Origin of the sequence: Rhodococcoides kyotonense, from assembly GCF_900188125.1 — a bacterium.
Lineage (GTDB): Bacteria > Actinomycetota > Actinomycetes > Mycobacteriales > Mycobacteriaceae > Rhodococcoides > Rhodococcoides kyotonense.
The window spans coordinates 1-24,183 of record NZ_FZOW01000009.1; the positions used below are offsets into that span (position 1 = coordinate 1).

Below are 24,183 nucleotides of genomic sequence, written 5' to 3' on the forward strand. Positions count from 1 at the left end.
ATGTCGGAGATCGACGGGGTCGCGACCTGCCCGGTGACGAGTTTGGTGACGGCGAGGTTGATGCCGGTGAGCATCAGGAAGCTCGACAGGGTGATGAGGAAGGACGGGATTTTCGTTTTCATCACCAGGTAGCCGTTGAAGAAGCCGACCGCCAACGCCAGTACCAGCGCCAGGGCGGAGCCGAGCCAGACGTTCAGGTGCAGGTTGTAGGCGATCATCGAGGCCATGATGGAGGAGAAGGTGACCGCGACGCCGGTGGAGAGGTCGAATTCGCCGCCGATCATCAACAGGGACACACCGATGGCCATGATGCCGATCGTCGACGACGCGTACAAGACCGTCGCGAGTGCTTCGGGGCTGCGGAAGGGTGGGGCGACGATGCAGAAGAAGATGAAGATGACGATCGCGCCGAACAGGGCGCCGATCTCGGGTCGAACGAGCAAGCGTTGCAACGGCTTCTGCTTCTTCACCCGCTCGTCGGTGACGACGGTGTGCTTCGACAGATCCAAATCGGCCTGTGTACTCATGAGAATTCCCTTCCGTGCTGGACGAAAGGTGGCCCGGCCGGCGAGAGCCGGGCCACCGATCAGTCCTAGCGAGTTCCGTTCTTGGCGTACTCGGCGATTGCGTCGATGTTGGACGAGTCGATGAATGCAGGTCCGGTCAGAACCGGGGTGCCGCCACCGATGGTGTTTCCGTTGTTCAGGTACAGCCACAGCGAGTCGACCGCAAGGTAGCCCTGCAGGTACGGCTGCTGGTCGATAGCCCATTCGACGTCGCCGCTCTTGATGGCGTCGACGAGGGCGGAGTTGGTGTCGAACGTGACGATCGTGGCGTCGCTACCGGCGTTCGCCTTGGACTGCACTGCCGTCAAAGCGATCGGCGCACCGAGAGCGACGATGTGATCGATGCTCGGGTCCTGCTGCAACTTGGCGGTGATCGTCGCCTCGACGGACGGCATGTCCTTGCTGTTGACGTTCAGGATCTCGGTGCTACCACCGGTGAATCCCTTCGTCACACCCGCGCAACGGGATTCGAGAGCGACCTGGCCCTGCTCCTGAATGATGCAGAGAGTCTTCTTCGCGCCGTCCTGCGTGAGCCGTGCGCCTGCAGCTTCGCCGGCGATGGTCTCGTCCTGGCCGAAGTACTGCTGAACGCCCTGAGCCTTCCAGGAGTCGTAGCCCGAGTTGAAGGCGACGACGGGAATGCCTGCGGCGGTAGCTGCCTCGACTGCGGGAGCCATAGCGTCGGGCTTCGCGAGCGTGACGGCGATGCCGTCGACGTCGGAGTCGATGGCGCTCTGAACCAGGTTGGCCTGGTTGGGTGCCTCGGGGTCGGCCGAGTAGCGAAGTTCGATGTTGTCCTTCGCGGCAGCGGCTTCCGCGCCCTTACGAATCAAGTCCCAGAAGGTGTCTCCAGGAACCTCGTGCGTGATCATGGCGATCGTGGCCCGAGGGGTGTCGACTGTTCCGGCGTTCGAACCGCCGCCGGAGCTCTCGGGTGCGCCGCCGCTGCTCGAACAACCCGCAGCGACGGTGGCGCACAGCGCCAGCCCGAGGACCGCACCGGAGCGCAGCACGCGGAACGAACCTGTGCGGCCTGTGCCGCGACTCGTCTGAAGTGTCATCAATTCTCTTTCTCGACGCCGGGTCCCGACGGAGCCCGGTGGTGAATCAATCGATGTAGCGATCAATATGTAATCCACATCACAGGCAATGTCAAGCATTTGTCCTGACATTAAAAACTCAGTCCATTTGATTTGCGGCGACGAGACGCGCGTTCGAAGCCATCATTCAGCCTCCGAACAGCAGAAACAGACCTCCGAACGTGAAGAAGACCATCAGAACCATCAGTGCGAGTTGTCCGGTCAATCGGTGGTCTCTCGGGAGGATTCGGAGCGAGGCGTCGTGCGCTGCCGAGACTCCGACGATGTGGCCGACCAGGACGCACAGAACCTTGATCGTCGAGACGATGCCGGGATGTTCGGACAGCGCGTACGACACGTCCCAGCTCTGTTGGCCGAGCAGGTTCCACCCCGAATGGAACGGGTCGGCGAGCAGCAGGACCGTCGCCTGTCCCTTTTCGACGAGATATGTCAGGTAGTGGGCGAGGACGTAGCCGAACACGATCGGCACCAGCGAATGAACAAGAGCTCCCGGCAATTTCGCGCGTTGCGCGGAGCTCACTCCCCCTGTCGCTCGGCTGCACAGCCAGAACGACACCCCGACGAACAGTACGAGGCCCAGCAATCCACCGGTACGCCAAACCATCGCTTCGCTGCTCGTCGACGCCATGTCGTCGACGAGATTGCGCCACGCGGGAAGCTGTGACGCACTGTCGAACGCCGTCGAGCCGAGAAGTACCGCAACCACCGCAACGGCGCCGTTAAGGATCGGCAGTGACGGTAGACCGTCCAACGGGTTGCGCAGAGTCAGCGCACGGTCGGTCGGGCTCCGTGCCAGCACGGCCAGCCGAGAGATGGTGTCGCTGTACTTCTCGAACGGGTCGGCGTTCTCGAACCAGACGGCCCCGAATGTCACTGCCCCGACGACCATGACGAGCGCGTACACGAGCAACCATGTCCGGATCGCGTCGAGCGACCCCGGGTCCGACGACGCCAGCTCGAGCCAGACGAAGGCGAACAGCCCGACCGCAGACGGCCACGCGCCCAACCACTTCGGGTAGTGCACGAGCATTCGATCCGGCGCGCGGCCGACAACACGACACACGAGTCGGTGCACCGTCCTGACCGGTGACACGATTCGCCACACGGGGCCGAAGAACGCCGACGCGACGGGAATGCCGACCCACAGCAGGACGTAGAAGACTCCCGGCAGTGCGTTGGTCGCGTCGTCGGGACCCCTGACCGCGATCCACGCGACGAAGGCCGTGAATGCGATCGCGAGGATGCGAACGACCGCGCGCGTCGCACGTGCGTCGACGACGCGGGTCACGGAGGCAGGCACTGTCGCCCATCGATGTGCGGGATCCAACCGTGGTGTGCGCCAAGCGAAGATCAGAACCGCGAACGAGATCGAGAGCGCCCACGCGCCGCCGATCAGTACGAAGGTGACGGGCAAGGGTAGATCCGTGGACCCTCCGAGACCGTGAGCGAGTGTCACGGTCTGATCGCGAGAGTGGCGATCGTTCTGTCCGCGTCGTGCAGTTCGAGGGCCACCTGGCCGGGGACGTCGACGGTGAACTCGAACGATTGACCGTTCGCCGCCGTGATGTCGAACGAGTGATCGGGCACCGAGTGGACATGCAACTCGTCCGCCGCGTCGCTGTCCACGTTCACCGTGATCGTCTCCCCGACGTACCCCTCGAACCGCTCGTTCGTCGGTGTCACGGAACCGTTGGAGATCACCACGTCGATCGTCAGCGAATCGGATTGTCCGGCGTCGCCCTCACCCGTGGGCGCCTGCGACGAGCTGGAGGCGGACGTGGTCGGGGCATCCACAGCATCGTCGTTCGACGAACATCCCACTGCCAGTACCAGAATCGCGGCGATCGGAATCGATGCGCAGCGGACGTACCTCATGAACTCTCCTCGTTGTCTCGATCGTCGTCGCGACCCTCGGGCGTGGACGTGCCGTCGGCGTTCTCGTTGCGTTCGGCACGGCGGTCCTTCGCCACGACGTACAGGACCACCGCGACGATGACGAACGCAGGAATCAGAGCGGGCAATGCGAGCACCACCGAGTGATCGGCAAGATAGACGACGTTCTCGGGTGGGGGTGTCCTCGACGGCATCATGTTCGACTGGGTGTCTTCTCGGTCCGAGCGTTACGGAGTGAGTTCCGCGGCGTCACCGAGCTGATGCGCACCGTCCCCCACGACAGTGCCCAGACGAGCAGCAGCGTGCAGACCAGGACCACGAGCGACGCGGCGCCGAACAGCCATGTCGGATGGTCGAAGTTGCGTTCGCGCTGCAGCAACGTGATCTCCGAGACCATGTCTCGCGTGAACTCGGCGTCCGCGGACACCTCCTCTGCGCCGATGCCCGGATCTGCAGCCATGAACACCGGTGCTGCAGTGAGCATTCGGCCGTCGTGGACCCGGAGTACGGTCTTCCACGTGCCGTCGACCGGGACCGGTTTCGTCGATCGGTAGGTCCCTGGGCCTGTCTGCTCGAGCTTGTCGACGACGAGGCCGCGCAGGGTGTCGCCCGCGCCCTGCCACGCGAGGATCGCAAGCCATTCGGGATCGTCGGTCACGAGGTCGGGAGGATCGATGGTGACGTCTGCCGTCACCATCCGGTAGCCGTCCACCGGTGGTGCGTCGGTCAGCCGGACCGTCGCCCGCGCGTCGGTCGGGACGTCGTAGGTCAGTCCGTTCGCGGTCGTGCCGGCCAGAGCCAGAATCATCGCGAGCACGACGCTGCGACGCACCGCCGGTCGAGGCAATCCGTCGCCGCTCAGCGCTTGGGCGAACAAGCCGGCGCACAGACCCGTCGTGATGCCGACGGGGATCGTCATGAGCAGGGAGTCCGCCCACATGCTCGACGTCCACGGGAAGATATAGACGGCGTCGACCCACAACGATTCGCCCCAGATGCCGACGGTCCCGACGCCGAGGCCTGCCACTGCACCGAACAGCAGCCGACGCCTGACCAGTGGGGTGAGTGCGATCAGTTCGACGACGACAGCAGCGCCCAGGTAGAGAGCGAAGACGTTGTGCGGCTGCCCGAACACCGGGCCGACCAGCAGTGCGGTGATCTCACGGACGATCGCAGCGAACGCGACCGCGTACACGGCCGCGCCTGGACCGACCATGAGCCGCGCCGCGACCAGCGCGAAGGCGCCCGCACCCGCGATCAACATCGGCTGGAAGATCAGCTGGAACTGTTCGACGCCGAAGTCGAACTCGATCTGAAACACCGAGAGCCCGATCAGGAGGCCGCCGAACGCGGATCCGCGGAGAAGCCAAGTGAGGACCGGGCTCTTGTGCCAGCGTGGATCGGGGCCTTCGGCGTCGGAGCCCATGGCGATACGGCCCTCGTGCTCGAGCAGGATGACTCCGACGAGCGACAGACCTGCGCCGCCGATCAGCATGAGGTGAGTCGGTCCCCACAACGTGACGTCCTGGCCGAAGATTCGGTGCCATATGTCGTCGAGCGGAAACCCGATCAGTGCATACAGTCCTGCCCCGGCGATGAGCACACCGCCTGTCGGGACGTACCACGTGCGCGTCAGTTTGATCGCTGCACGGCCCGGCTTCTCGTCGAGAGGCAGAATCATCGCGAGCGCGCCTGCGATGAAGAGAAAGAACAGGCCGACGAGGATGAAGTAGTGCGCCGGGTTCGCAAGCGGCCCTTCGTCACGCCCCTTGCCGATGTGAAGACTGACGTCCCAGATGAAGCCGAGGAACGCGGTCAGGATCGTCGACACGAACATGACCAGCGGAAGGGCGGCCCACCCGGGCAGATTCGTCTTCGATCCGGCGAAATCGGCAAGTCGGCCCAGCCACGTGATCCTGCGCGTACGGTGCAGGAAGGCGAGGTAGAGCAGGCCCAGCGAGATCACACCGGCTGCGGCGCTCATGCCGAAGACCTGGTCGAGTGCTGCACCTCCGCCTTGACCGCCGGTCCCCTGAGCGACGATGGCGGGCGCCGTCTTGAGGTTACCCGCGGTAACACTTATCTCGAACATGGTCAGAGTATGTACCCGACGATTCCGAAAAACCAGGCTTTCGTCGTTTTGCTCGAGCCGTTCGCCGATTGCTTGTCGGATGTCACTGAAACCCGAGGCCTCTGAAGCGATCCAGAAGGGCGGCGACGGACGTCACCGAAACAGCCGACCGCGCTCCCCCAGGTCAGCGCCCCTGAGCCCCGTCCGAAACCCCGAAACGGCCTGTCCCATGGGAACCTTGCCGAGACGGTGAATCCGATGGCGACTACCGTTGCATCAGACATCGCAATCTCTAGGGAGCAGGTAATGAGCATCCAACCGGTCGAATCGAAGCGTCACCATGTCGTGGTCATCGGTTCCGGATTCGGAGGTCTATTCGGCGTCAAGGCCCTCAAGAAGGCCGACGTCGACATCACACTGGTCGCCAAGACCACCCACCACCTGTTTCAGCCGCTCCTCTACCAGGTGGCGACAGGCATCCTCTCGGTCGGCGAGATCGCTCCGACCACACGAGTGATCCTGCGCAACCAGAAGAACGCCGAAGTACTCATGGGCGAGGTCCTCGACGTCGATCTGACGGCGAAGACCGTGACGTCGAAGTTGCTCGAACGTGTCACGGTGACACACTTCGACAGCCTCATCGTCGCGGCAGGCGCCCAGCAGTCGTACTTCGGTAACGACCACTTCGCCGAGTTCGCACCCGGCATGAAGACGATCGACGACGCTCTCGAGCTGCGCGGTCGCATCCTGGGCGCGTTCGAGCAGGCCGAACTGTCGAACGACCAGGAAGAGCGCGACCGCCTGATGACGTTCGTCGTCGTCGGTGCAGGCCCGACCGGCGTCGAGCTGGCCGGGCAGATCGCCGAGCTCGCCGACCGCACGCTCGACGGCGCATTCCGCAACATCGACCCGCGCGATGCTCGGGTGATCCTGCTCGACGCGGCGCCCGCAGTCCTGCCACCCATGGGCGAAAAGCTCGGCAAGAAAGCCGCGGACAAGCTCGAGAAGCTCGGCGTCGAGATTCAGCTCAACGCGATGGTCACCGACGTCGACAACGACGGCCTGACCGTCAAGGAGAAGGACGGCACGACGCGTCGCATCGAGGCGCAGTGCAAGGTGTGGTCCGCGGGCGTTCAGGGCAGCCCGCTCGGCAAGCAGCTCGCCGATCAGTCCGAATCGGAAACCGACCGTGCAGGCCGGGTCATCGTCGAACCCGACCTGACCGTCAAGGGGCACCCGAACGTCTTCGTGGTCGGCGACCTCATGTCCGTGCCGAACGTTCCCGGTATGGCGCAGGGCGCGATCCAGGGCGCGAACTACGCAGCCAAGCAGATCAAGGCATCACTCAAGGGTGCCGATCCGGCGCAGCGTGAACCGTTCAAGTATTTCGACAAGGGCTCGATGGCGACGGTCTCGCGATTCAACGCCGTCGCGAAGGTCGGCAAGCTCGAATTCGGTGGCTTCATAGCCTGGTTGATGTGGCTGGCCCTCCACCTGTACTACTTGGTCGGCTACCGCAGCCGAATCACCACCGTCATCTCGTGGTTCGTGACGTTCCTCGGGCGTGGTCGCGCGCAGATGGCATCGACCGAGCAGCAGGTGTTCGCGCGACTTGCCATCGAGCAACTCAACTCACTCGATCCGTCGACGCCGGTCGACGGTGACGGTAATCGTCGGGAGAAGGCAGCCGGCTGAGTCGGACGAATCAGCTTTCGAACTCGGCGTCATTCATGTCCGTGATGGGCGTGGGTGGCGCCGAGTTCGTGCAGCATGGTGTGAATGACGTCGTCGTCGAGGCGGTAGGTCATCTTCTTCCCGTCACGCTGTACGGCAACCCATCCTTCGTTGCGAAGCAGGCGTAGCGCGTGGGACACAGACGTCGCCGTCATTCCGAGGGCAGCAGACAAGTCCGACACGCAGATCCCGGGTGCACGGTGCATGCACAGCAGGATGCGCAGCCGCGTCAGATCGCCCAGTAGGTCGAACCGCTGCACCCACACCCCGATGTCGTCGACCGCGTCCAGGGCTGCTCGCGCCTGCGCGACGTGTTCCGGATCGAACGCATCGGTGATCGTGTCTGGTGAGTCCGCGGCGGACGGGTCGGTCATGGCACCAACGGTAATGCTTGGAGCGTGATGCCGGTGGACGTCGTCAGCGAGCCCCCGGCGGCCAGCGGCATACGAACAGCCGAACTTCCGATCGAGCCCGGTTTCCGGTCGTCGGGATAGACCAACGTGCTGGACAACGACAGCGGCGTGGCCAACGCGTCGTACCCGGTGGTGCCGACACCGAGTTCGACGCGATGCCGCAGATGAGCCCTGCCGTCGACGTCGCTTCTCATCGTTCCGTACCACTTGCCCAAGCTTTCGCCGACACGACCGATCTGAACGCGCTCGCGATACTCGATCGTCGACGACGACGAAAAATCGATGGCGGTATGGGTGTGGTGAATTGCGTTGCCCGCGACGATCATCGGCTTGGGATCGAAGTCGAGAACACCACCGTCGTCCACGGCGAACATCCACTCGGCGCTCGATTCGACCGCAGATCGACCCGGAAGTGCGACCGACGCGGCAACGCTGCGCACCGACAGGCGTGCACCGGCCCCGACCACGATTCTGATGCAGAGATTGTCACCACCGAGAGGTGTTGCCGCAGTGCCGATCATGTGCACACTGTCGGGTCCGGTCAACCTGGCGCTCAGACCTCCCACCGCGATGATCCGCGGACTACGGTGCGCGGACGCCTCGATGGTGAGCTCAGTGCGCATCGGCAGTAGCCGACTCCCGCAACTGCGTTCGGACCCATTCGAGCACCAGCGATGCGGACGGATCCTCGGTCAGCGAGATCAGCGCAGTCGGACGACCCTCACGGACACGGACCGCGTCGTTCTCCATCACCGTCAGATCGGCGCCGACGAACGGAGCCAGATCGGTCTTGTTGATCACCAACAGATCCGAGTACGTGACGCCTGGCCCACCCTTGCGCGGCACCTTGTCGCCACCTGCGACGTCGACGACGAAGATCTGTACGTCGATCAGACCCGACGAGAACGTCGCCGTCAGGTTGTCTCCACCGGATTCGACGAGGATCAGGTCGAGCGGCGGATTGCCTTCCACGAGATCGTCGATGGCGTCGAGGTTCGCGGTGATGTCGTCTCGAATAGCGGTGTGCGGGCACCCGCCGGTCTGCACGGCCGTGATCCGCTCGTCCGGGAGAACGGCGTGGCGACGCAGGAAGTCGGCATCCTCGGTGGTGTAGATGTCGTTGGTCAGCACGGCCAAGGAGAGTTCGTCGCGAAGCTCGCGGCACAGTGCGGCGACCAGCGCGGTCTTGCCCGACCCGACAGGCCCGCCGATTCCGACGCGGAGCGCTTCACCGGGAACGCGGGTCCTACGGGGCCGATCGTGGCTGTGATCGTGCGGTTCACCGTCGATGAGATGCGGAGGCATGGTTCCGCCTTTCTGAGTAGATCTTCTTCTGGCTTCAGGATACGAACAACGGTCGTTCGCGTCGGGCATGAGATTCGGACAGTACATCGAGAAGAGGATCGGACAGGTCGACGAGCGAGGGGTGAGCATCGCATACCGCATCCGTGACCACGTCGCACGCACGAGCCAGCCTGACTGTGCACGCTGCGACATCCGCCGGGTCCAACGCGAGCAGACGCTGTGCCGCAATCGCCGATCCGGTCATGGTCGTGTAGATCTGGACCCCCGCCATGTCTCGGTACGACATACCGGCGGCTCGGCCGACGACACCCGCGACCACGGGCAGATGTGGCCGACGCCCCACCGTCGCCCAATCATGTTCGGGCCACGTCGTTTTCGCGAGTCTGAGCAAGCCTCTCCCCTGCGCCCGAGATGCTGCGCGGGCCGCAGGTGACGGGATTCTCGCGTCCGTCTCCGCATCGGCCACCTCCGGGTCGAGCGAACCGGAACATACGGCTGCGGTGATCGATGCCGCCACAGCGCCGCTGGTACGAAGTCGCCGTGTCAGGAACGCCTCGACGGTCGGAATGTCACGAACCAGACCCTGTGCGACGGCCTCCTCCATGCCACCCGAGTGAACGTGCCCACCGGTGGGCAGACGCGAATCGGCCAGCGTCAGAAGTGTCGACACCTGCGCTGCTACTGCACTCAAAACAGGAAATACCTTTGCGCCATGGGCAGTTCGGTCGCCGGCTGCTCGGTCCAGACCTCGCCGTCGATGCGCACCGTGAACGTATCGGGGTCCACCTCGATACGCGGCTTTGCGTCGTTGTGCGGCATGTCCGCCTTTCCGACGGCACGCACGTTGCCCACCGCGACGAGCTTTCGGTCGCAGTTCAACCTGTCCGCCAAGCCGTCCTCGATGGCCTGCGGCGCGACGAAATGGACCGACGTCGCGGCCGCTGCCTTCGCCGACGCGCCGAACATCGGCCTCGGCAGCTCGGGCTGAGGCGTCGGGATGGAGGCATTGGCGTCGCCCATCTGTGCCCACGCGATCATGCCGCCCTTGATCACGGCGTGCGGTCTGACGCCGAAGAACGCGGGGTCCCACAGCACCAGGTCGGCGAGCTTGCCCGGTTCGACCGACCCGACTTCGTGGTCCAGTCCGTGTGCGATCGCGGGACAGATGGTGTACTTCGCGACATACCGCATGACGCGGTTGTTGTCGGCCCGAACGTCACCGGGCAGATAACCACGACGCTTCTTCATGACGTGCGCCGTCTGCCATGTGCGCAGAACGACTTCGCCGATGCGACCCATCGCCTGCGCGTCGCTGCCGATCATCGAGATCGCGCCCATGTCGTGCAGAAGATCCTCGGCGGCAATGGTCGACGGCCGAATGCGGCTCTCCGCGAACGCGAGATCCTCGGGTATGGACGGGCTGAGATGGTGGCACACCATCAGCATGTCGAGATGCTCGTCGAGGGTGTTGACGGTATGAGGACGAGTCGGATTGGTCGAACTCGGCAGGACGTATCCCTCGGCCGCCACCGTGATGATGTCCGGCGCATGGCCGCCACCCGCACCCTCGGTGTGGTACGCGTGTATTCCGCGTCCCTTGATCGCAGCCAACGTCGTCTCGACGAATCCCGCCTCGTTCAAAGTGTCCGAGTGCAAGGCGGCCTGTACACCGGCGTCTTCGCAGACGGACAGGCACGCGTCGATCGCTGCAGGCGTCGAGCCCCAGTCCTCGTGCAGCTTGAAACCCGAAGCGCCCGCACGTAACTGCTCCCACATCGCGTCACGGCTGACCGTGTTGCCCTTACCGAGAAGCACGATGTTCATCGGCCAGTCGTCGAGCGACTCCAGCATGCGCGACAGATGCCACGCTCCCGGCGTCACAGTGGTCGCCTTGCTGCCCTCGGCCGGACCGGTTCCGCCGCCGATGACGGTGGTGATGCCGCCCGCGAGGGCCTCGTCCATGATCTGTGGGCAGATGAAGTGGACGTGGCAGTCGATCCCACCGGCGGTCAGAATCTTGCCGTTTCCGGCGATGATCTCCGTCGACGGACCGATGACCAGATCCGGATGGACCCCGGTCATCGTGTCGGGGTTGCCTGCCTTGCCGAGGGCGACGATCCGGCCGTCGCGGATACCGACGTCGGCCTTGACGACACCCCAGTGGTCGACGACGACGACGCCGGTGATCACGGTGTCCGGTGCGCCGTCGGCTCTGCTGGCCCGGGACTGCCCCATCGACTCGCGGATGACCTTGCCGCCTCCGAACACAGCTTCTTCTCCGGCGAGACCCGGCCCGCCGCTGCGGTCTTCGGTGATCTCGATCAGAAGATCCGTGTCCGCCAATCGAATTCGATCACCCGTCGTGGGTCCGAACAGTTGCGCGTACCGCGCCCGACTCAAGTGCGCCATCAGGCATCGAGCTTTCCAGGAGGTGTCATGCTCAGTCCGTGTACTTCGCGGGCGCCGGCGAGAGGGACCAGGTGCACCGTCATGGCAATGCCCGGCTCGAAGCGAACCGCGGTACCGGCCGGGATGTCGAGTCGTCTGCCGTATGCGAGGGTTCGGTCGTAATCCAATGCGGCATTGGACTGCGGAAAGTGCACGTGACTTCCAACCTGAACGGGACGGTCACCGGTGTTGACCACCTGCAGCGTCACGACGTCCGCTCCTTCGTTGATCTCTATCGTTCCGTCCTCGGTGATGACCTCGCCCGGGACAACATGTCCGTCCCCACGCTTCGGGGAGATCGGCTCGTGCACCGTGATGAGCTTGGTGCCGTCCGGGAACGTTGCCTCGACCTGCACCTCCGGGAGCAGCTCGGGCACACCGCTCATCACGTCGTCCGCGGTGAGCACCTCGCGTCCCGACGCCATGAGCTCGGCCACGGAACGGCCGTCACGTGCGCCCTCGAGAAGGTGATCGGTGATCAGTGCGATCGCTTCCGGCTGGTTCAGCTCGAGTCCGCGAGCCTGGCGTTTGCGTGCCACCTCGGCCGCGTAACTGAGAAGCAGGCGATCCTGCTCGTGCGGAGTCAGCCGCATCGATTCTCCATCCGTCCCACTCGAACACCGTCGGGGCACAACGCTAGTACCGAAGCCGACCGTCGCCGCACGCGGGCGTCGGTGAACGCGAATGTGTTTCGAGGAGGCAACGCAGGTTTTACATGCCGGAAACAGGCACGGATGAAGCCGCGGCACCACCGCCGATCGACCGAGCCAGAAGCCCGTCCAACGCGGCCCTCGTGATCGATGCGGAAACGTTCGTCAATTCCAGCTCCGTGACGGCACCGGAATCCAGTCCTCGCACGAGAACCCCGGCCAGAGCCTGGGCCGTCGCGGGCTCGTCCATGACCCCACTGTCCTGACGCGCGAGATAGGCGGCGACACGAGATGCTGCCGTCGGCATCGCTTGTCGGAAGAAGGCGAAGGTGGCGGCCCACCGTGTTGCGAGGTGCCCGGGGTGCATGTCCCATCCCTGGTAGAAACCGCGCTCGAGAGACCTGGTGACGAGCCCGTGGTGTCGTTGGATCGCGGCCTCGACGTCACTCGGCGTGCCCGTCGGAACGACCTGCGTCGAACCGTCGGACACCCATACTCCAGTCTGTGCGGCCGCGGCCAGTATCACGTTCTTCGCATGATCGGCGACCGGGTGCGCAAGAGATTGCTGTGCAGAAGTGATTCCGCATGCGGCGCTGTAGTCGTACGTGCCGTAGTGCATCGACGTGCACCGACCGTGCGCGAGTCGGAGAGCCCGCGCAAGTGTCGCGGTACCGTCGGAACCCACGATGGCCTGGGGACTTTCGATCTGCAGCTCGAATCGAAGGACGCCTACGGGCAGTCCGTGTGCCCGTTCGATTTCCTCGCACAGCGCGACGACCGCAGTGACCTGCTCCGCGGCTCGCAACTTGGGGACGGTGAAAACGAATCCGGCAGGCACTCCTCCGGCGGCGTCCAGCACGAGTTCCAACGTCCGAATGCCGCGACGGCGCTCGTGGGGCGCCAGACCCTTCGATCGGATCCCGAGCCACGACGGCCCCGACGAGTCGGCCGCAAGCGCTGCCAGAGTCTGCCCGGCGTGGCGGGCGTGACGATCCTCGTCGTCGTCGGATCGCCACCCGTAACCGTCCTCGAAATCGAGGCGCAGATCCTGTATCGGCGCGCTGGCGAGAACGGAACGAACGGCGGGAAGAACTCCTGCCGTGTCGAGAGATTCGAATACCTCCACGCGTCTGTCGAGCAGTTCGACTGCCTGCGCACCCCACTGTCGTGGCAGGGCCGCGTCGGCCGCGGACGCAGGCACGTAGACCGTGTGGATCGGCTGGCCACCGATTTTGTCTCCGGGATAGTCACGCGCCAGTTGCGCGTCGACCGGTCGCAGAATCGCCTCGATCCGGTCGAACGCAGCCGCGTCGAGTGAGGTTGCCGATCCGGTCGATGGTGAGCCGTCTGTCGTCACGCGTCCTAGTGTCCCAGAACCTCCGTGTTCACGATGTTCGCCAAGCGGACCTTCCCCTGAGCCACGAGTTTTCCTGCCTCGTCGACGATGTCGACCTGCCACAACTGTTGCGTGCGACCGCGGTGCACGGGAACCGCTTCCGCCGTCAAGGTGCCCGACCGCGATGCGCGCAGGAAGTCGGTGTTGTTGTTGACCCCGACGACGTGGCCTCTGTCCCCCAGCCACACGCTTGCTCCGATGCTGGCCAGTGATTCGACAACCGAACACAGCACGCCACCGTGCATGATGCCTGCCGGCTGATGCAGTCGAGGTTCGACATCCCACCGAGCTCGGACACGGTCCGCAGTGACTTCGGTGTACTCGAGGCCGATGGCGCCGTCGAAACCGCGGGAACACATCTCCGTGATCGCAGCGGCGTCGCCGTCGGCAATCTTCGTCAAGTCCGGTGTCTGCCCTGTCTCGCTCATCGGATCTCCTCGCGCTGGTTCACGCCCCGTCGACGTAGAACGCTGATTCACCAGAACTACACGAGCGCGCAGACGAAAAAATCGGCGGGCCTCACATCCCGGAAGATGTGAGGCCCGCCGTGGCAAGGACCGGGAGTCACTGCAGCCCTCAGGACTCCGGCGCGGTCCGTTCGTCTTTCTTCAGAGTAGGCAAGCCTTACCTGAATTGCAAGGACTTTCCGTAACTCGGTAGATCTTCACGACGCCCGCGTACGCACTCGCGTGGGCATCGACGGTCGTGACCGCACCGGAGCGCCTGCCGCGACGAATGCGTCGAGCATCGCCTGTCCGCGGCGAGCGCCGTCCGCCATGTGAGCTCCCGCCAGGACCGGAACGTACGTCGACGCGCCCAGGATCGCATCGCCGACGAGGCTCCAGAATGTGCGGACGTCGAGTGGAGCACGATCCCCGACGGCACGTCGAACCGCGTGGAGAGACGTGATGCACCGATGAGCAGTCCATACCAGCAGCGCTTCCTCGCACGGCAGCGTCACCGTCCCCTGCTTTCCTTCGAGCTTGTCACCGGGAAGTATGCGCAGAACCGGCGAGGACAACCCCGCCCAGTCGATCCCGCCGTCGCTGTCCATATGGATCCACAGATTGTCGATGCCGGGGTCCCACGCGCGACCCTCGAGTACGACGAGTGCAGCTACCCGACCCACGATGGCATGGATCAAGGCGGTCGCGACCTGGGTGGCCGCAGCGTCGGGCGATCTCAGATCTTCCATCGATCGCGCGAGCATCTGGTCGGTTCGACCGTCCTCCAGTCCGACGCCGAGCTGCCACCACCGTCGCTTCGCTTCGTGTGCCATCGCTGCGACCGCGTACATGCGCGGGTAATCGGGATTCAGGGCCCGCAACTTGACACACGAACGCGCAAGAGGGCTGCCTTCGTCGATATGGGTCGGCGACCGAAGCACCTCGGCCCATGCTGCGGACGTCGTAGTTGCAACTGACACCGAATATCTCCCTCTGTCGTCCGACGCGACCGCGGGGCCGCTCTGCATAGGTTAGCCTAACCATCGCGCTCCACTCGCGGTTGGCCGACTCATGTTCTCTGCGTCACCTACATGTATTGGCTAGCCTTACCTGGAAGCGAACTGCAGCAGAGGGTTCCGTAACCTAACTACTGCACCATCGGACACAGTGAGGAATCAGGAACGACAGTGACTACGGCCCCCCTGCTCGGCCCGGGATCGCCTCACCCGACGCCCGACGAAGACTTCGCCACGGAGGACATTCCCCGGGGTCCTGCGCCGTGGACTCCCCGATTCGCCGCGACGGTCGTCGATCTCGCGATCGTCCTGCTGCCGTTGGGAATCGGCTGGTCCATCGTGGACTCGCTCAGGGACGACAATGGCGGCGGTGAAGCCGACAGGTTCGTGTTCGGCGCGATCGCCGTGGCCGTCGCGCTCGGACTCCTGGTGTGGAATCAAGGGTTTCGCGAAGGTCGCGAAGGGCAGAGCACAGGAATGCGGTGGACGAATCTCGTAGTCCGCGACGCGAAGACCGGTGACCCGATCGGTCCGAAGCGATCACTGCTCCGCGCAGCCGGAGTCGGCCGCGGCAGAACCGAAGTGGTGCGCGAGAAGACTGCTCTCGACGAGCTGTTCGAACCCATTCCGCGTGACAACACCGTCGCAGGCATCCGCAAGCGTCGCATTCTGGGACTCGTCGTCCTCGTCATTGCGCTTGCCGCAGCGGTTCTCGCCAGCATCGCCATCGGTGCGCGACCACTGACCTTCGACGAGATCGGCCACGCATTGATCTCGTCGACCGGGACGGACACCGACATCATCGTCCGCACGCTGAGAATTCCTCGCACGATTCTGGCGCTCGTCGTCGGTATCGCTCTCGGAATCGCAGGTGCGTTGATCCAGGGACACACACGAAACCCTCTCGCCGACGCGGGACTTCTGGGCCTCAATGCGGGTGCCGCGTTCTTCGTCGTTCTCGCGATCTACCTGTTCCGCTTCAACTCCCCCAGCCAGTATCTGTGGTTCGCGTTCGCAGGATCCGCGGTCGCCAGTGTCGTGGTGTTCGGGCTGTCGTCGATAGGAAATGGGAAAGCGAGCCCGTTGAACCTCGCGCTCGCGGGCGCCGGCGTCGCATTCTTCCTCGCTGCGATGACCAACGCGATCGTGTTGTTGGACCAGACCAGCCTCGACGGCTACAGGTTCTGGTCCGTCGGATCGGTTGCAGGTAGAGGACTCGACATCTTCTGGACGGTTCTGCCCTTCCTCGTGGTCGGCGTCCTCATCGCGCTGGCAAGCACACCAGGGCTCAACGTCATGAGCCTCGGCGAGGACGTCGCCCGGTCGCTGGGCACCAACATCGCCTTGACCAGGACGATCGGCATCATTGCGATCACGCTTCTCACCGGTGCCGCGACAGCAGCCTGTGGCCCGATCGCCTTCATCGGCCTCGTCGTTCCACACGTCGCGCGCGTCGTCACCGGCCCCGACTATCGCTGGCTCGTCCCGTACGCGGGCTTGATGGGCGGCGTGATGTTGATGATCGCCGACGTCATCGGACGTGTCGTCGTCAGACCGGGTGAGTTGCAGGTCGGTATCGTGCTCGCACTGTTCGGCGCGCCGTTCTTCATCGCACTCGTCCGACGTCGGAAGTTGGCAAGCCTGTGACCGCACATCTCGAAACACCCGAGCCTGCCGTGGGGACTGCCGCGTCGACAGTGCCGTCCCGGCCGGCGTTCCGCGCCGGACCCGTGTCCTTGGTGCGACGGCCGTTCATGGTGATCGTCAACCTCGTCCTGATCGGCGCGCTGTTTCTCGTCGTCTGTGTGAACATCGGACGCGGCGACTTTCCATTGTCGATCGCACAGGTCATCGACGTACTGTTCGGCGGTGGATCGCGGATCGATCGGTTCATCGTCATGGACCTACGTCTCCCCCGTTCTCTCACCGGCCTTCTGGTCGGCATGGCACTCGGCATGTCCGGCGCAGTGACACAGTCCATTTCACGAAACTCGCTCGCCAGTCCCGATATTCTCGGTATCACGTCCGGGGCCAGTGCGGCCGCCGTCGCACTCATCGTTCTCGGCGGCGGTGGATCTTTCGTGGGGCTGCTCGCAACGCTGGGATTGCCCCTGGCCGCGTTGGTGGGTGGCGTCGTCACCGCCGTGCTGATCTACACCCTGGCGTGGAAGCGCGGTGTCGAGGGATTCAGGCTCATCCTCGTGGGCATCGCCATCAACGCCATGCTCGTCGCGGCAATCGGATGGTTGCTGATCAGCGCAGACATCAACGACGTGTCGCGAGCGCAGTTGTGGCTCAACGGTTCTCTGAACGGTGCCGACTGGAGCAAGGTCTGGCCTGTGGCCATCGCCGTCGTCGTCGTCGGAACCATCACGATCGTCTCCACCTTCACACTGGGCGCCCTCCGTCTCGGCGACGACAATGCTCGATCGCTCGGAGTGAGATTGCAGTCGGGCCAAGCGTCATTACTGCTCGCATCCGTCGCGCTCGCTGCAATCGCGACGGCTGCGGCCGGACCCATCGGATTCGTCGCCCTCGCCGCGCCACAGATCGCGCTACGCCTGCTACGGACCCCGGGACCGCCGATCATCGCGTCGGCGATTCTCGGTGGGCTCCTGGTCGTCGGCAGCGACCTCATTGCGCGAACGATTCTTCCTGTCGAACTCCCGGTAGGCATCGTGACGTCTGCCCTGGGCGGCCCGTTCCTCCTCTACCTTCTGGTCCGCAGTAATCGAAAGGTCTCCGCATGACAACCATCGATCCGTTGCGCCTCACGGCGGAGGACCTGACCCTCGGATACGGCGATCGCATCATCGTCGAGAATCTGGATCTTCAGGTGCACACCGGAGTCATCACCACCGTGATCGGACCGAACGGCTGCGGAAAATCCACACTGCTGCGGTCGCTCGGCCGACTGCTCAAGCCCAAGTCGGGCCGAGTGGTCCTCGACGGTAAAGCGATCTCGTCGATGCGCACCAAGGACGTCGCGCGTGTGCTCGGCATGCTCCCCCAGGCGCCGACTGCCCCCGAGGGCCTCACTGTCGGGGACCTCGTCTCTCGCGGGCGTCATCCCCACCAATCCTGGATCAGGCAGTGGAGCTCCGACGACGAGTCCGAGGTGGCCAACGCATTGGAGCTGACCGGCGTCGGCGACCTTGCCGACCGCCCGGTCGACGAGCTGTCGGGCGGGCAACGCCAACGCGCCTGGATTTCCATGGCGTTGGCGCAGGGCACCGACATCCTCCTGCTCGACGAGCCCACCACGTATCTCGATCTGGCTCACTCGGTCGAGGTGCTCGATCTCGTCGACCGCATGCACGAGGACATGGGCCGCACGGTGGTGATGGTGTTGCACGATCTGAATCTCGCAGTGCGGTACAGCGATCAGCTCATCGTGATGTCCAAGGGCAAGATCGTGGTATCCGGCCCTCCCCAGGACGTGATCTCCGAGGAACTCCTGCTCGACGTCTTCGGGCTCGAAGCGACTGTCATCGAGGACCCGGTGTCCGACAGGCCGCTTATCGTTCCCATCGGAACACGCCACGTGTACGGGGCCGTGGGCGGACCGACCAAACCTGCAACGACGTCGAAGTCGCTCGACTAGCGTTCGATCATCGTGCGGACGAGTCGAAATCCTTGTCCGAGAGACACATCCGGCAAGTACGCCCGGCCGACTGCGTTGCCGATACTCGGTAGCGCGGCCGGGTCGGCGTACGTCATGTGCATCGATTCGTACCGTGGTTGGAACTTCGACTTGAACGCCAACAACGAACGGAATCCGTAGACCGGCTCCAGCGTCTTGCCCAGCACGTCGAGCAGGCGATCGAGAAGGCGCGAGAACGTCAGTTCTTCCGGCGTTCCTTCCTTCGGGCTACCGTCGTCGACTTTCGCCAAGGGCGCACCGGACAGGCTGAGGAAGCGCACGCCCTCTTCCTTCAGCATGATGGCAGCGGACGCGATCAGGAACTCCATCGTCGGCCGGAACCCTTCCGACCGTCTGCGCATGAAATCGAGTGTCCAGCCGACGATCTCGCCGTTCTCGTATACAGGCATCCACGATGTGACGCCGTGCACCGTGCGACTGTCGTCGACCGCTATGAGGCACCGAACCTGTTCGTCGTCGACCTCCTCCAGTCCTCCGAGTGTGAAGCCCATTTCCGGCATGCCCTTGTCCGCGACCCACTCCTCGGAGATCGCCGTTATCTGGTCGGTGATCGCGAGCGGGGCGTCGGGGAACCGGATCCACTCGGCTCTGACGCCGGCTTTGGTGGCACGGTTCAGGGCTGTACGTACATCCTGGAAACGTTTGCCGGTGAACGCCAATTCGTCCAGGTCCAGAATCGTCTCCTCACCGACCTGGATTCCGCCCCAACCGATGCTGTCGGTGATCTCGCGTACTGCCGGGGTCACGGAGTAGAAGCACGGAATCCATCCGTTCTTCGACGCGAATTCCGCGAACCCGACGACGTTCTCCCTCAACCGTTCTCGCGGGCCCACCGGGTCACCTGTCGTCAGCGCAACGCCCGAGATGACGCGGTACGCCACGTAGCTCTGCCCATCCGGCGAGAACCAGTAGGTGTTTCCCCGCCACGTCGTCATCCAGGACAGCGCGCTCCCGGAACTGGCGACGAGCGTCGCACGTGCTCGTTCCGCCGAATCGGTTTCCGCTCCGAACGCAGGGGTCAGGAACGTCCCGAAGACGAGAGCACACACTGCCACCCAGAACAGGACGCCGGTCCACTCGAACAACAATGTAGTCGGGACGTTCTCCGGCAAGAACCGTGGTTCCAGCCACTGCAAGTACACGGGTGGAATCAGCCGCTGGGGAAAGTCCGCCAGCAGCCGTATCGCGGTGGGTTCGTTGTCGAAACCACCACGGGCGGCGAGTCCACCGAGGACGTACAGAATCGCCAGAACCACGCCGCTGCCGATCACGGACAGCGTCCACCGGCGGTATGTCCCCCTCGGTGCGGATACGTCGAAGAATCTTCGAGTCACGAAAAGGATCCCGAGTACTGCGAGCGGCAGGAGGAACGGGATGACGGTTCGGTACACGGTCGGCGATTCGAGTCCGTAGAACACGGATTCGTCGTCGCCGGATTCGATGTACCGAATTGCATAGTTGGCAACCGATACGACGAGCAGCACGAGTTGCGCGATCACCGTTGCTCCCCACGCGAACCTACGTCCACGACGCAGGCCGTCTGCCAGAAACAGCAGGAAGATGGATGGCATCAGTGACAGGATCGTCGGTCCGACGCCACCCAACCTCAGCTCCAGCAGGCCGGTGCGGCATTCCGGGTCCGACGCCGAGTCGGCGCAGATCTCGCGCACTTCGGCCGCCGTGTAGGGCACGCCACGGACGACGTCTCGAAGAACCGCGAACGGACCGACCGCGTCGGGACTGAGCGCTGCGAGGACGGGGCCCAATGCGCTGGCGGCCACGACGAGCGCCACCAGAACCCGGCCCTCGCGTTGAGTACCGGCGAGCCTGTGACCTCGGGCGGACTTCCCGACGAACACCGGTCCGAGAATCAAACCGACCACTGCCGCGGCCAATCGGATCACATCCTGGAGGTGCCCACTGAACAGTGCCGACGTGATGAGCAACGCGAGCAGGCCGACTCTGATGCGGCGGCGCCACAATGTGTCCATGCGTGCGCTGGCCACCATGACGACGCCCACTATCCACGTCGTCGGGCCGATCGCGGTGCCGACATGCAGCCGGAATCCCCAATCCGCGTCGAAGGTCTTGGCCAGCGCCGCGATTCCCAATCCGACCAGCGTTCCGAGAACCTGCGTCACCACAGCCGCAAGCGCGAACTTGGCAGATCCGATCCGGCGCTCGATCGGCGCCGCGGCCACGACGACCGCGATCACCACGACGACGTAACCGAGGACTCCGGGCGCGAACAACCCCGCAGTCAGGACGGTCCAGACGCGAAACTCCTCGAACGCCATGATGCCGGTCGCGAACTGTCGGTGAAAGCTGTTCCCGCCGACCGCCAGCCCGGCGATTCCGAGCGCGAGGATCACCGCCAGAAGCCCGAAACTGACCGGGGCGCCTTTGGCGCCGTAGACGATCAATGCGCGGAGCCGCGACAGTTGGCGAGCTGTTCGACTCCAGCCTGCCCTCAGCCGATCCAGCCGCTGCCGTGACCAGCTCGGGACCGACGCCACATCAGCGCCGGTGTCCTCGACCGCCTTGTTCACGAGATCAACCCCACTCTCTGCATGAGCCACGGCAGTTCGAGTTCGAGTCCCTGCGACCACACGGCGAAACTGTGACCCCCCGGCACTTCGTCGTACCGCACGTCCATTCCAGCGGCTTTCGCTGCTTGATACATCGTCTGCTGTCCGGGCTTGTAATCGTTGTCGTCCGCACCGACGACGAATGCGCCACCGGAGTCCGGATATTGTCTGGACTTCAACAGGTCGAGCGGATTGACCGCGACGAATGCGGAGTCGTTTCCGCCGAATGCCTCGTCGACCGTCCGTGTTCGGTCCCCCAGAGTCGGTTCCAGCTGGCCGGACAGGTCGAGGAACGTCGGATAGACGTCGGGATGGTTGGTTGCCATCTGGATGGAGCACGTTCCGCCGTACGACAGCCCGCCGATGATCCAGCTGCGCGGATCGGTGTCGACCTGAAGGTTCTGCTTGATCCAGTTCGGCACGTCCTGGGAAAGGAATGTGGCGACGTTGCCGAGCGACGAGTCCACGCAGAGTGGGTTGGCGAGAGTGGATCCGGTCGCGTCCGCGACGACGACGACCGGCGCGAGACCGGAATGATCGCGGGCGAATGCGTCCATCGTCTCGGTCAGCTTTCCGCCCTTCAGCCAGTCGTCCGGTTCGCCCGGCTGGCCGGCCATCAGAACGAGTACGGGAAGCAGCGGACGTGGGTTCGCGAAGTAGGACGGTGGCAGGTACACCTCGGCCGGGCGCGCCGAGAACGACGACGCGGTCGGCGGGATGGTCACCGACGCGACCTTGCCGGTCGACGGCATCGACTCCGGCGCCGTCCACGAGTCGGAGAGAGGATCGCCGGTCACGACCTGTGCCTGCGTTCCAGGAATCTCGCCGGACGAGATTCGGTCCTCACCCTCTGCACCGAACAGCGTGCCGAGCGTCGGATACGCGGAGAAGACGAGATTGACATGCGCGGACGCGACCAGCACCACGACGAGCGCGGCGACGACGGACAGGATCTTCGCGAGCACTCCTCGTGCGGCGATCGTTCGTGGCACGACGAGGAACAACGCGGCGATACCTATACCGATCCAGACGTAGATCTCGGTTTCGATCGGATCCGGGAACGGACGCCAAAGTTTCTCGACGACGAAATACAGCACGACACCGATCACGAAGGCAGCCGTCACCGCGATCGGGAGTGCACGAAGCACGTACCACCGCCGTTTCGACGCCACCAACCACAGCCCCCCGAGCGCGCCGAGTACCGACAGGACCACGGTCGTGGTGTCGCTGACGAGCGACAGAGAGACGAACCAGTTCACACCGTGCCTCCATCACGTCGTCGAGCGGTCACTGCAGGATAGGCACATCGGGAGCCTCGGAACGCGCAACGCCACGAACCAATTCACAGCGGGTTATGACGCATCACACATGGGATACGCGCCGTTACTACCAGCAGTAGTACGCATTTGTGTCGGACTACCCGTAAACTCGGACGAATGGCAGGTCTAGGGGAACTCGAACGCGCAGTGATGGATCACTTGTGGGACTCGTCGGAGCCCCAGACCGTTCGGCAGGTGCACGAAGCGCTCGCCGCACACCGTGAGTTGGCCTACACGACCGTCATGACGGTGTTGCAGCGCCTCGCGAAGAAGCAACTGGTCGTGCAACAGCGAGACGACCGCGCACACCGCTACGCCCCGCTTCACGGCCGAGACGAGCTGGTGGCCTCTCTGATGGTCGACGCGTTGGCGCAAGCCCCCGAATCCGGAGGGCGCGCAGCAGCACTCGTTCATTTCGTCGGACAGGTCGGCGCCGACGAGGCTGCGGCCCTCCGAGAGGCTCTCGCGGCGCTCGAGGTGGCACAATCGAGTGGACGTCCGGACGCACGCGAAGACGGACGCCCATCCGCTTGACCCCGGCCCTCGGTTAGTGAGGAAATGAACTCCACCACTGCTCTGGTCTTTGCGCTGCTCGCCCTGCTGCTTGCGGGGCCGGTTCCTGCTGTTCTCAGCCGGGCTACGTGGCCGTATCGGGCACCTCGTGCAGCGCTGGTTCTGTGGCAAGCCATCGCCATCGCCGCCGTCTTCTCCGCATTCTCGTCGGGACTCGCCATCGGCGGCCTTCTCCTCGTGCCAGGTCCCGACGGCAGACCGACGACGGCACCGACCGACGAGATCGACGCGCTTGGTTTGCCGCTGTGGATCCTGTACGTCTTCGTGCTCGCAATCACCCTGGGCATCGGTGCGAAGCTGATCTTCTCCGTCGTACAGGTCGCAGTGCGTACGCGTCGTCGCCGTGCGAGGCATCGCGTTCTGGTGGACCTGCTCGACCGTAGTAGCGACGACGGGCGCCCGTTCCCCGGCGTCAGGGATGCCGACGTCCGTGTCCTCGACGCGGTCGAACCCATTGCGTACTGCCTTCCCGGGCTGCGGCAACGCGTCGTGCTGAGCGAAGGAGTGCTGACGCACCTCAGCCGCTCCGAAGTGAAAGCCATTCTGACGCATGAGCGCTCGCATCTGAGGTCGAGGCACGACCTGGTGCTGGAAGCGTTCACGGCCGTCAACGAAGCGTTCCCCCGAATCGTGCGTAGCAAGTCGGCGCTCGGAAGCGTGCAGCTGTTGGTCGAGCTTCTGGCCGACGACTCGGCAGTCAAGGTGACCGGCCCGACGCCTCTCGCACGAGCGCTCGTCACGTGTGCCGGCTCGACTGCACCGCGAGGCGCGCTGGCCGCCGGCGGACCGAGCACGTTGATTCGGGTCCAACGACTAGCCGGCCCCCGAAGTGATGTCTCGCTCAGTGTCTCCGCATACACGGCGGCCGCGGTGATCCTCGTCGTGCCGACTATTTTCGTTGCAATGCCGTGGCTGGAGGAGCTGAGCCGGCTGATCGGCCACCGATAGACGAGTCGGCCAGCTCACAGCTGGTCGAGTCGAAGAATCGTACGAGGTTCGCG

At 64.3% G+C, this 24,183-nt stretch carries 23 protein-coding genes; 6 read left to right on the forward strand and 17 right to left on the reverse strand.

The window, feature by feature from the left end:
* The 6 genes from CHB96_RS15770 to CHB96_RS15795 all read right to left on the reverse strand — a co-directional run.
* Positions 1-527, reverse strand: a 527-nt coding sequence (locus tag CHB96_RS15770) for an ABC transporter permease (RefSeq protein WP_141136496.1), incomplete at its 3' end; no start/stop codon positions are given.
* A gap of 65 nt (positions 528-592) precedes the next feature.
* On the reverse strand, positions 593-1,627 hold the full coding sequence (locus tag CHB96_RS15775) for a substrate-binding domain-containing protein (protein WP_371829020.1): 1,035 nt from the start codon (positions 1,625-1,627) through the stop codon (positions 593-595).
* Positions 1,628-1,793: 166 nt separating this feature from the next.
* Positions 1,794-3,122: a hypothetical protein gene (locus tag CHB96_RS15780; RefSeq protein ID WP_089247884.1), complete on the reverse strand. Its 1,329-nt coding sequence runs from the start codon at positions 3,120-3,122 to the stop codon at positions 1,794-1,796.
* Positions 3,119-3,541, reverse strand: coding sequence for a hypothetical protein (locus CHB96_RS15785; RefSeq protein WP_089247886.1), 423 nt, complete (start codon positions 3,539-3,541; stop codon positions 3,119-3,121). The genes CHB96_RS15780 and CHB96_RS15785 overlap by 4 nt, the downstream gene beginning before the upstream one ends.
* Entirely contained in the window at positions 3,538-3,756 is a 219-nt protein-coding gene (locus tag CHB96_RS15790; protein WP_371829021.1) for a hypothetical protein, read from the reverse strand. Before CHB96_RS15790 ends, CHB96_RS15785 begins: the two co-directional genes overlap by 4 nt.
* Positions 3,753-5,651 (reverse strand): hypothetical protein, encoded by a 1,899-nt coding sequence (locus tag CHB96_RS15795; RefSeq protein WP_089247888.1) that lies wholly within the window; start codon positions 5,649-5,651, stop codon positions 3,753-3,755. Before CHB96_RS15795 ends, CHB96_RS15790 begins: the two co-directional genes overlap by 4 nt.
* Before the next feature lie 285 nt (positions 5,652-5,936).
* Between CHB96_RS15795 and CHB96_RS15800 the strand changes: the two genes are divergently transcribed.
* The gene (locus tag CHB96_RS15800; RefSeq protein ID WP_089247890.1) at positions 5,937-7,325 is read left to right on the forward strand and encodes an NAD(P)/FAD-dependent oxidoreductase; all 1,389 of its coding nucleotides are present in this window, start codon (positions 5,937-5,939) and stop codon (positions 7,323-7,325) included.
* A 29-nt stretch (positions 7,326-7,354) separates the two neighbouring features.
* On the opposite strand, the gene CHB96_RS15805 is transcribed toward CHB96_RS15800, so the two are convergent.
* The 9 genes from CHB96_RS15805 to CHB96_RS15845 form a co-directional block, all read right to left on the reverse strand.
* Positions 7,355-7,738, reverse strand: coding sequence for an ArsR/SmtB family transcription factor (locus CHB96_RS15805; RefSeq protein WP_089247892.1), 384 nt, complete (start codon positions 7,736-7,738; stop codon positions 7,355-7,357).
* On the reverse strand, positions 7,735-8,400 hold the full coding sequence (locus tag CHB96_RS15810; protein WP_089247894.1) for an urease accessory protein UreD: 666 nt from the start codon (positions 8,398-8,400) through the stop codon (positions 7,735-7,737). Before CHB96_RS15810 ends, CHB96_RS15805 begins: the two co-directional genes overlap by 4 nt.
* The gene (ureG, locus tag CHB96_RS15815; RefSeq protein WP_089247896.1) at positions 8,390-9,082 is read right to left on the reverse strand and encodes an urease accessory protein UreG; all 693 of its coding nucleotides are present in this window, start codon (positions 9,080-9,082) and stop codon (positions 8,390-8,392) included. Before ureG ends, CHB96_RS15810 begins: the two co-directional genes overlap by 11 nt.
* 34 nt (positions 9,083-9,116) lie before the next feature.
* Entirely contained in the window at positions 9,117-9,773 is a 657-nt protein-coding gene (locus tag CHB96_RS15820) for an urease accessory protein UreF (RefSeq protein ID WP_245865746.1), read from the reverse strand.
* A complete protein-coding gene (locus CHB96_RS15825) occupies positions 9,770-11,491 on the reverse strand; it encodes an urease subunit alpha (RefSeq protein WP_089247898.1) in 1,722 nt (573 codons plus the stop codon). Before CHB96_RS15825 ends, CHB96_RS15820 begins: the two co-directional genes overlap by 4 nt.
* Positions 11,491-12,123, reverse strand: a complete 633-nt coding sequence (locus CHB96_RS15830; RefSeq protein ID WP_089247900.1) for an urease subunit gamma — start codon at positions 12,121-12,123, stop codon at positions 11,491-11,493. Before CHB96_RS15830 ends, CHB96_RS15825 begins: the two co-directional genes overlap by 1 nt.
* 118 nt (positions 12,124-12,241) lie before the next feature.
* On the reverse strand, positions 12,242-13,537 hold the full coding sequence (locus CHB96_RS15835) for a DUF6986 family protein (RefSeq protein ID WP_089247902.1): 1,296 nt from the start codon (positions 13,535-13,537) through the stop codon (positions 12,242-12,244).
* Positions 13,538-13,542: 5 nt separating this feature from the next.
* Complete coding sequence (locus CHB96_RS15840) at positions 13,543-14,004, reverse strand: PaaI family thioesterase (RefSeq protein WP_089247904.1); 462 nt, start codon at positions 14,002-14,004, stop codon at positions 13,543-13,545.
* A 236-nt stretch (positions 14,005-14,240) separates the two neighbouring features.
* The gene (locus CHB96_RS15845; RefSeq protein ID WP_245865786.1) at positions 14,241-14,963 is read right to left on the reverse strand and encodes a hypothetical protein; all 723 of its coding nucleotides are present in this window, start codon (positions 14,961-14,963) and stop codon (positions 14,241-14,243) included.
* A 246-nt stretch (positions 14,964-15,209) separates the two neighbouring features.
* Here CHB96_RS15845 and CHB96_RS15850 point away from each other — a divergent pair, with 246 nt between their 5' ends.
* The 3 genes from CHB96_RS15850 (at position 15,210) to CHB96_RS15860 (ending at position 18,642) form a co-directional block, all read left to right on the forward strand.
* Entirely contained in the window at positions 15,210-16,685 is a 1,476-nt protein-coding gene (locus CHB96_RS15850) for an iron chelate uptake ABC transporter family permease subunit (protein WP_089247908.1), read from the forward strand.
* A 107-nt stretch (positions 16,686-16,792) separates the two neighbouring features.
* The gene (locus tag CHB96_RS15855) at positions 16,793-17,788 is read left to right on the forward strand and encodes a FecCD family ABC transporter permease (protein ID WP_371829026.1); all 996 of its coding nucleotides are present in this window, start codon (positions 16,793-16,795) and stop codon (positions 17,786-17,788) included.
* The gene (locus tag CHB96_RS15860) at positions 17,785-18,642 is read left to right on the forward strand and encodes an ABC transporter ATP-binding protein (RefSeq protein ID WP_089247910.1); all 858 of its coding nucleotides are present in this window, start codon (positions 17,785-17,787) and stop codon (positions 18,640-18,642) included. Before CHB96_RS15855 ends, CHB96_RS15860 begins: the two co-directional genes overlap by 4 nt.
* Here the strand turns inward: CHB96_RS15860 and CHB96_RS15865 are convergent.
* Positions 18,639-21,176: a bifunctional lysylphosphatidylglycerol flippase/synthetase MprF gene (locus tag CHB96_RS15865; RefSeq protein ID WP_371829027.1), complete on the reverse strand. Its 2,538-nt coding sequence runs from the start codon at positions 21,174-21,176 to the stop codon at positions 18,639-18,641. The genes CHB96_RS15860 and CHB96_RS15865 overlap by 4 nt on opposite strands.
* A 71-nt stretch (positions 21,177-21,247) precedes the next feature.
* Complete coding sequence (locus CHB96_RS15870; protein WP_089247914.1) at positions 21,248-22,549, reverse strand: alpha/beta hydrolase; 1,302 nt, start codon at positions 22,547-22,549, stop codon at positions 21,248-21,250.
* 177 nt (positions 22,550-22,726) lie between these two features.
* Between CHB96_RS15870 and CHB96_RS15875 the strand changes: the two genes are divergently transcribed.
* Positions 22,727-23,143: a BlaI/MecI/CopY family transcriptional regulator gene (locus CHB96_RS15875; RefSeq protein WP_089247916.1), complete on the forward strand. Its 417-nt coding sequence runs from the start codon at positions 22,727-22,729 to the stop codon at positions 23,141-23,143.
* A 24-nt stretch (positions 23,144-23,167) separates the two neighbouring features.
* The gene (locus CHB96_RS15880) at positions 23,168-24,130 is read left to right on the forward strand and encodes a M56 family metallopeptidase (protein ID WP_089247918.1); all 963 of its coding nucleotides are present in this window, start codon (positions 23,168-23,170) and stop codon (positions 24,128-24,130) included.
* Positions 24,131-24,183 lie beyond the last annotated feature (53 nt).